Source organism: Peptococcaceae bacterium, from assembly GCA_024655825.1.
Classification (GTDB): domain Bacteria; phylum Bacillota; class Peptococcia; order DRI-13; family PHAD01; genus JANLFJ01.
Window position 1 is genome coordinate 1 of the sequence record JANLFJ010000095.1, and the last position, 649, is coordinate 649.

At 42.8% G+C, this 649-nt stretch carries 1 protein-coding gene; it reads left to right on the forward strand.

Annotated elements, in window-relative coordinates; translation table 11 throughout:
- On the forward strand, positions 1-399 hold a 399-nt coding region (locus NUV48_15565; protein MCR4443549.1), incomplete at its 5' end, for a 3-hydroxyacyl-CoA dehydrogenase family protein.
- Positions 400-649 lie beyond the last annotated feature (250 nt).

Consider the following 649-nt stretch of genomic DNA (forward strand, 5'->3'; position numbering starts at 1 on the left):
GTGGAAGTGACCAAGGGCGCAGCAACATCAGAAGACACTTTTTTGGCAATCTTTGAGTTGGCCAAAAAGATGGGTAAGACACCGATAAGGATTGAAGAGGCGCCAGGCTTTGTCGTAAACAGGCTGCTGGTTCCCATGATTAATGAAGCGGCTTATTTGCTGATGGAAGGGGTCGCAAATGCTGAAGATATTGATACGGCCATGAAACTGGGGGCGAATCATCCTATCGGTCCATTGGCCCTGGGGGATTTAATTGGGCTTGACGTATGTTTAGCCATAATGGAAGTACTTTATAGGGAATTCGGTGACAGCAAGTATCGTCCCTGTCCGCTTATTCGCAAGATGGTCAGGGCTGGTTACTTGGGCCGCAAGACCGGTAGAGGATTTCATAAGTATTAGACCCACGGTAGAATGTCAAATTGAGTTAGGGAAGTGGTAGCTTGAAAAATAACTCAACGTAGTATAAAAATGGGCGTACTTAAATAAAGGTACTATTGTCCTTTGAAAATTTAATAGCTGTAAGTTTAAGCCACAGAAATGCCAGTAGCTTTTATTACACCATTGGAAACGAGGAGTTTTACAGCTTGTTTAATAGCTTTCTCCTTCTGTTTTTCCAGCATTTCTTGTGGCATGTCAATTTTGTACAAAT